Below are 7,737 nucleotides of genomic sequence, written 5' to 3'. Positions count from 1 at the left end.
CCAGCCCACCGCCCAGCCGACGAACGGCCCGCTGCGGCCGATCAACGGCGGGCCGCCCGCGTGACGCCGAGGCGCGTGGCACCTACGATCGGGGCATCCTTTCATTTTTGCGCGATTCCCCGGTCGCCCGCCGACATGGCCCTGCCCGCTTCCGCCACTGCCTTCGCATCCCCGCTCACCGTTGCTGTCCGGCAGCCCCCTCTGTCGGAGACACGCGGCTTCACGCTCATCGAGGTGATGGTCGTCGTGGCCATCATCGGCATCCTGGCTGCGATTGCCATGCCAGCCTACAGCGACTACATCCGCCGCGGCGAGCTGCCGGAAGCCTTCAGCACCCTGGCCAGCCAGCGCGTGGCCATGGAACAGTTCTACCAGGACAACCGCCAGTACGGCACCAACACCTGCGGCGAAGGCAGGATCAACTTCTCGGACCAGCCAGCCACCGGCGCCAAGTTCAGCTACGCCTGCAAGCTCAGCGGCAACAACGGCAACCAGGCCTACACCCTCACCGCCACCGGCACCAGCGGCCATACCAAGGGCCACGAGTACACGCTCAACGAGTCCGGCGAGCAAGGCACCGTCAAGTTCAAGGGGGATGCCGTCACCGGCAAGGCGTGCTGGCTCAAGCGTGGCTCGGAGTGCTGAGCGTGGTGGCGATGGGGTCCGCACGCAGCGCATCCGGCTTTTCGCTGATCGAGCTGATGGTGACGCTGACCGTGCTGGGCGGGCTGTTGATGGCGGTCACACCGGTGGTGCGCGACTGGATGCTCGACACCGAGATCCGCAACGCCGCCGAATCGATCAGCAGCGGTCTGGCCCGCGCCCGCGCCGAGGCAGTGCGGCGCAACGAGCCGGTGCTGTTTTCCCTGGTCGCCAACGACGCGCAGCCGGGCACGCTGGACAACAACTGCACCCTGTCGTCTACTTCGGCGTCGTGGGTCGTGAGCATGAACAACCCCGCCGGACACTGCGGCGACACGCTGGACAGCCCCACCGGCCCGCGCCTGTTCGCCCGCCACGCCCGCGGCGATGGTGCGCCCGGTGTGCGGGTGCAGAGCCGCGACGAGACCTGCGCCAACCTCACGGCGGTCAGTCAGGTCTTGTTCAACGGCTACGGCCGGGCGGAGTCCCTGCCCGCCCCGATCCGCTGCATCGTGGTCAGCCACCCGGGCAGCAGCACCGCCCGCACGCTGCAGGTGATGCTCAACGCGGGCGGCACGGTGCGTACCTGCGACCCCGCGGCGACCGACCCGCGGGACACGCGGCGCTGTCTGGTCAACTGAACCGAGGAATGCCCGTGACCCGCCCGCACCCGTACCCGCACCGCCGGACAACCGGTGGCTTCATGCTCCTCGAAGCCCTGATCGCGCTGCTCATCTTCGCGCTGGCGGTGCTCGGTCTGGTCGGTCTGCAAGCATCGATGACGCGCGCGACCAGCGGTGCCAAGTACCGCGCCGACGCCGCCTACCTCGCCAGCGACCTCGTCGGCCTGATGTGGACCGACAGCCGCAATCTTGCGCTCTACGACACCAGCAAATGCGCCGGCCACCCGCCTTGCCAGCGCTGGCTGGAGCGGGTCAAGGAGCGCCTGCCCACCGGTGTCGGCCAGGCACAGGTCTCGGCCACCGATCCCGGACAGGTCACGGTCAAGCTCACCTGGCAAGCCCCCAGCGACGACGCCCACCAGTTCCAGACCACCACCGCCGTCAATCCCAACCCCCTCCAGCAGCCCTGACCCGAGCGACTCCGAGCGACATGACCGCGTCTCCCGTCTTCCCCGCCCCCGCCTCGGCTGCTGCCAGTCAGCGCGGCGTCACGCTGATCGAGCTGATGGTGGGCATGGTCATCGGCCTGCTCGCCGTGCTCGTCATCGCGCAAGTCACCACCGTCTACGAAGGCCGCAAGCGCACCATCACCGCCGGCTCCGATGCGCAGGTCAACGGCGCGCTCGCCCTGCAGACCCTGCAACGCGACGTGCAGACCAGCGGCTACGGCATGACCGAGGGCGGCGCCACGGGCTGCCGCATCGTCGGCCAGCGGGCTGGCATGGCCACCCGCTTCGAGCGCACGCTGGCCCCGGTGGTCATCACCGATGGCGGCGACGACGGCACGGCCGACAGCATCGACGTGCTGATGAGCAACCACACCGATTTCGCGCTGCCCACCCGCGTCGCCAACAACCACCTGCGCGGCAGCAACGTCTTCGTCATCGGCAACAACACCGGCCTGGGCCACCACAAGGGCGACCTGATGCTGGCCGTGCCCACGCCGACGCCTGACCCCACCGACCCGGCCCGCTACTGCAGCCTGTTCAATGTCAGCGCCGATCCGGTACCGGGTAGCAACCAGCTCTTCCACGATGCCGGTGCGGATGGTCCCTGGAACCAGGACCTGACCACCACCGTCTTCCCCGGCGTCCAGAGCACCGACCTGTCCTATGCCGCGGGCAGCGTGTTGCTGGATCTGGGCAGCCTCGTCAGCCGGCGCTATTGCATCACCGGCCTGTCCGACGTCCGGTGCGACACCCCGGCCTCGCAGACCCCCTACCAGTTGCGCCAGATCTCGTTCAACAGCGGCACCGGCCAGACCTCCGCCGACGACCTCTACCCGCAGATCGTCCAGCTCCAGGCCGTCTACGGCATCGACACCAGCGCCGTCGCCGACCAGGTCGCCGATGTCTGGACCCCGGTGTCGCCCACCACGGCCAAGGGCTGGCAGCGCGTGGTGGCGGTGCGCGTGGCCGTGGTGGCCCGCAGCACGCAAAACGAGCAACGTCCCACCCAGTCCGCGGTCCCCAACTGGGTCACACCCACCCTCCCCGTCTGGTACCCGGACGGCGTCACGGCCAAACCCCTGCGCATCGACAAGGCCCCGCTCGGCACGGGCGACGACTGGCGCAACTACCGCTACAAGGTCTTCGAGACCGTGATCCCTCTGCGCAACCTCCTGTGGCAACCCGCGTGAGCCGCCCATGACCCCCCTTGCGACACCTCCCTCCGCCCTGGGTCCACGCCGACAGCGTGGTGCCTCGCTGCTGTTCGCCATGGTCACGGTGGTGGCGCTGTCGCTGGCCGCCGTGACCCTGATCCGCTCGGTGGACACCGGCACCACCATCCTGGGCAACCTCAGCTTCAAGCAAGACACCCTGCTGGCCGCCGACGAAGCGACCCGGCTCGCCATCCTCTGGCTCGAAGAGCGGCAGAGAACCGACCCCGATGGCCTGAACACCACCCAGCGCGACCAAGGCTACTGGGCGCATCTGGTGCCGGGACTGGACCCCACCTCCACCGGCACCGCCCCCACCCGCGTGGCCATCGACTGGAACAACGACAGTTGCCGCTCGCAGCGCGGTCCGTCACCGGCCGACTGCCTGCCCGCACGCGCGAAATCCCTGGCCAACCAGATCACGGCGCGTTTTTTCATCGTGCGGCTGTGCTCCGAAGCCGGCAGTTCCACCACGGGCACCAACCAGTGCCCCCGCCCGCTCAACGCCACCAGCCTGGTCACGGGCGAACGCGGCGAGATCAACAGCCAGAACCCTGTCCGCATCGGCTCCAGCACGGTGGCCGAGTACTACCGCATCGTCGTGCGTGCCCAGGGCGCGCGCAACACGGTCAGCACCACCGAAACGCTGGTGCATTTCTGAACCGCCATGAACCGCCTGCCCACCCGCCGTCCCCTTCTCGGCCTGCTGGCCATTGCCACGCTGCTGGCCTGCGGGGCGGTCGGTCGCGCCCACGCGGCGCTGATCGACGTGTCCAACGTGCCACTGAGCGCCTCGCTGTCCCAGGTCAAGCCGAACATCATGTTCATCCTGGACGACTCCGGCTCGATGGCGCTGTCCTACATGCCCGATGACGCCGCCATCTTCGACGGCAACGGCGTGATCGACAACTACGGCTACCGCTCCACCCAGTGCAATGGCCTGGCCTTCAACCCGGCGCTGCCCTACCTGCCGCCGGTGCGGGCGGACGGAAGCTCCTTCCCCGACGTGCCGTTCACCACCGCGCCCCTGGACGGCTTCAACCCCGTCTCCGGCACGGTTTCACTCAGCGGCAGCTACTACTACGTCTACAAGAACGACAAGAAGCTCGCGCCGATGTCGTGGACCTACCTGCCCAACGGCGACCTCGACACCACCACGCCCTTCTACAAGGACTGCACCCTGAGCAGCACGGTGGCGTCGGACCAGTTCACCAAGGTGATGCTCGACACCAGCTCGGACGCCGTGCTGCGCCAGAAGTACGCCAACTGGCACACCTACTACCGCACCCGGCGCCTGCTCATGCGAACGGCCACGGGCGAAGCCTTCCGCCACATCGGCGACGGCTACCGCGTCGGCTTCACCGTCATCAGCGACAACAGCGTCACCAGCACCACCTTCCTGGATGTCCAGGACTTCACCAGCACCCAGCGCAGCAGCTTCTACAACCTGCTCTACACCGCGCAGACCAACGGCGGCTTCACCCCGCTGCGGGGCGCGCTGTCCAAGACCGGCCGCTACTTCGCCAACAAGATTCCGGGGCAGCGGCTGGACCCGATGCAGTATTCCTGCCAGCGCAACTACGCCCTGCTCTCGACCGACGGCTACTGGAACACCGGCGAATACGGCTGGCCGGGCCTGGAGACCGGCACCTACGGCCCGCTGCAACTCGACGGCAGCACCCGCATCGGCCAGCAGGACGGCGCGCAACCCCGCCCCATGAAGGACAGCACCGGCAGCAGCGGTGGGGGTGACAGCGACTCGCTGGCCGACGTGGCCCAGTATTTCTGGGCCACCGACTTGCGTGCGGACTTCCCCAACAACGTCGCCACCACCAAGCGCGACCCCGCCACCCACCAGCACCTCAACACCTTCACCGTCGGCCTGGGTGTGCGCGGCACGCTGTCCTACGACCGCAACTACCTGACGCAGACCACCGGCGACTACGCCGACATCGCGGCCGGCCGCAACGGCAAGGAGTGGCCCGTCCCTGCTGGCACGCTCACCAACAACCAGACCAACGCCACCCACATCGACGACCTCTGGCACGCCGCCGTCAACGGCCGCGGCCAGTATTTCTCCGCCACCGACCCACAGACCCTGTCCGACGCCATCGGCACCACGCTCAACGAGATCATCAAGGACGCCGGCTCCAGTGCCGCCGCCTCCGCCAGCTCGCTCACGCCAGTGACCGGCGACAACTGGGTCTTCCTGCCCAGCTACAGCAACTCGCCCACCTGGCACGGCGACCTGCGCGCCTTCCAGTTCACCACCGACGCCATCACCGCCGGACTCATCGCCCCGGACACCAGCGACGGCAAGGCGGTCTGGAGTGCCAGCGCCAAGCTCGACACGCGCGACCTCGCCACCCGCCCGCGGCGCATCCTGTTCGGCAACGGTGCCGGCCGGCTGCTCGACTTCACCTACGCCAACCTGCTGGCCCTGGGCTACAACTCCGACTTCGATGCCCTGTGCGCCGGAACCCGTCCGCTGGCGCAGTGCAGCCGCCTCACCCCTGCCGCCCTGGCCAAGGCCAACGGCGACAACCTCGTGCAGTTCCTGCGCGGTGACACCCAGCTCCAGATGGGCGTGTCCGTGCCCGACAACCAGGTGTTCCGCAACCGCGCCTCCCGGCTCGGCGACTTCGTCAACGCCGCGCCGGTCTACGTCGCCAAGCCGCCCTTCAAGTACGCCGATGCCGGCTACACCCAGTTCGTCACCGACAACCGCCTGCGCACCAAGATGGTCTACGCCCCGGCCAACGACGGCATGCTGCACGCCTTCCAGGTCGGCGAGAACGAGACCGACCCCGCAGGCGGCGAAGAGCTGTGGGCCTTCGTGCCGCGGGGCGTGCTGCCCCACCTGCGCCGGCTCGCGGACGTGGGCTATGACGCCAGCCACATCAACCTGCTGGACGCCACCCCCACCATCGGCGACGTGTACGCCAACGGCCAGTGGCGCACCCTCCTCGTCGGTGGCATGGGGGCGGGTGGCCGCTACTACTACGCGCTCGACATCACCAACCCGGCCTCGCCCACGCTGCTGTGGGAGTTCTCGGACGCCAACCTCGGCCTGACCTTCGGCAATCCCGTGATCACCAAGGACGCCACCGGCACCTGGCTGGTGGCCTTCACCTCGGGCATCAACAACGTCGGCGATGGCCGTGGCAGGCTCTACCTGCTGGACGCCCTGACCGGCAAGCTGCGCTCCGGTGCGGGCGAGATCATCACCCCGGCCGGCGACACCACCACGCCCAACAACCTCGGCCGCCTCAACGCCTGGGTGCCGAGCGACACGGACAACACGGCCCTGCGCTTCTACGCCGGCGACATGCTCGGCAACCTCTGGCGCTTCGACCACGACGACCGCGTGGCCCCTGCCGGCACCGAGGCCACCTTGCTGGGCCAGGCGCTCGGACCCAACCAGGTGCCCCAGCCCATCACCGGCAAACCGGTCCTCACCGAGCTGGTGTCCGACAACGTGCCCATCACCATCGTCTCCTTCGCCACCGGGCGGCTGGTCAACAACGCCGACCTGACCTCCACGGGGCTGCAGACCGTCTACTCGGTCCGCGACACCCTGGGCAGCACCGGACTCGGCCCCTTGCGCGACCCGAATGCCAAGCTGGTGCGCCAGACCCTCAACGCCAGCCGCCGCATGGACGAGGCCAAGTCGGTCGATTGGAATGCCCAGAACGGCTGGTACGTGGACCTCGACCAGTCCAGCGGCGAACGGGTATCGCTCGACGGCATTCCGCTGGCGTCCGGGCTGATTGCCTTCGCCTCGACCATCCCGAATGGCGACCCTTGCGGCAACGGCGGCAGCTCCTACCTCTACCAGTTCCTGGTGCCCTCGGGCGATGTGCGGGACGTGGAGGTCTCGACCTCGCTCATCGTCGGCGTCGGCCGGGTCATGGACAGCGCCAGCCGCGTCAGCGCCTTCTTCACCAAGCGCGACCAGAGCACCCAGCTCAAGGCCGCCGGCCTGGGCATCCGCAACCGCTCGAACACCCTGCGGCGCGCGGCCTGGCGCGAGCTGAACTGAGGCGGCGGTGGCGGGAATGCGCAGTGCGGTGCTGGCCGCTTGTGTGGGCGGATCGGTGGTGCTGCACGCCGGGTTGATCCTGTGCGGCACGTCGCCCGTGCCGACCACGGCCAGCGGTGGCGCCACCTCCGCCACCTCCATCGGCCGCCCCGCCGGTGTCCAGGTCCGCCTGTCGGAGATCCGTCCACCCCCGGTGCCCCGCCCGCAGGCTCGGGCCGTGACCGGCTGGGCCGCACAGCCGGCTGCCGCACCCGCGCAGACCAGGATGCTGCCCGCCGAGCTGGACCGCCTGGAGCCGACCGGCGCCGGCCCTGTCGCCACACCAGCCATCCCCGCAATCGCCACAAGCGCCGCCGATCCGGACGCCGCCTATCTGCCCCGCAGCCAGCTCACGCAGGCGCCGGTACCGCAGCAGTCCATCGACCTGCTCTACCCGGAGCTGGCGCCGGCCGGGCGCTTCCGGGCGGTGCTGACGCTGTTCATCGACGACCGGGGCGTGGTGCAGCGCGTGCGGATCGACGAGGCGGACGACAGCGGCCTGCCACCGGTGCTCGAAGACGCGGCGCGGCAGACCTTCCTCCACAGCCCGTTCACGCCCGGTGAACTCGACGGGCGCCCGATCCGCTCGCGGCTGCGCATCGAGATCGAATACGCCACCGAGCCGCTGCACGACAACCCGCAAACTGCCGCGCGCTGACCGCGCGCGACCA

The 7,737-nt window shown here is 69.2% G+C and carries 7 protein-coding genes; all 7 read left to right on the top strand.

Features of this window, described 5'->3' with window-relative positions; translation table 11 throughout:
* Window positions 1–135 precede the first annotated feature (135 nt).
* The 7 genes from QZW52_RS01980 to QZW52_RS01950 all read left to right on the top strand — a co-directional run bounded on the left by QZW52_RS01980 (window position 136) and on the right by QZW52_RS01950 (window position 7,724).
* The gene (locus QZW52_RS01980) at window positions 136–645 is read left to right on the top strand and encodes a type IV pilin protein (RefSeq protein ID WP_293994599.1); all 510 of its coding nucleotides are present in this window, start codon (window positions 136–138) and stop codon (window positions 643–645) included.
* Window positions 615–1,283 carry a pilus assembly FimT family protein gene (locus QZW52_RS01975; RefSeq protein WP_293994597.1) on the top strand — a complete coding sequence of 223 codons (669 nt, stop codon included), beginning with the start codon at window positions 615–617 and terminating at the stop codon, window positions 1,281–1,283. The genes QZW52_RS01980 and QZW52_RS01975 overlap by 31 nt, the downstream gene beginning before the upstream one ends.
* A gap of 62 nt (window positions 1,284–1,345) precedes the next feature.
* The gene (locus QZW52_RS01970) at window positions 1,346–1,735 is read left to right on the top strand and encodes a type IV pilus modification PilV family protein (protein WP_293994594.1); all 390 of its coding nucleotides are present in this window, start codon (window positions 1,346–1,348) and stop codon (window positions 1,733–1,735) included.
* A 20-nt stretch (window positions 1,736–1,755) separates the two neighbouring features.
* A complete protein-coding gene (locus QZW52_RS01965; protein ID WP_293994591.1) occupies window positions 1,756–2,964 on the top strand; it encodes a PilW family protein in 1,209 nt (402 codons plus the stop codon).
* A gap of 7 nt (window positions 2,965–2,971) precedes the next feature.
* Window positions 2,972–3,646: a pilus assembly PilX family protein gene (locus tag QZW52_RS01960; protein ID WP_293994589.1), complete on the top strand. Its 675-nt coding sequence runs from the start codon at window positions 2,972–2,974 to the stop codon at window positions 3,644–3,646.
* A gap of 6 nt (window positions 3,647–3,652) precedes the next feature.
* Window positions 3,653–7,027 carry a pilus assembly protein gene (locus QZW52_RS01955; RefSeq protein WP_293994587.1) on the top strand — a complete coding sequence of 1,125 codons (3,375 nt, stop codon included), beginning with the start codon at window positions 3,653–3,655 and terminating at the stop codon, window positions 7,025–7,027.
* Between the two features lie 16 nt (window positions 7,028–7,043).
* Window positions 7,044–7,724 (top strand): energy transducer TonB, encoded by a 681-nt coding sequence (locus QZW52_RS01950; protein WP_293994585.1) that lies wholly within the window; start codon window positions 7,044–7,046, stop codon window positions 7,722–7,724.
* Window positions 7,725–7,737: the final 13 nt, after the last annotated feature.

The organism is Sphaerotilus sp. (assembly GCF_013299175.1).
Lineage (GTDB): Bacteria > Pseudomonadota > Gammaproteobacteria > Burkholderiales > Burkholderiaceae_C > Sphaerotilus.
This window is presented reverse-complemented; position numbering and strand designations above follow the sequence as displayed.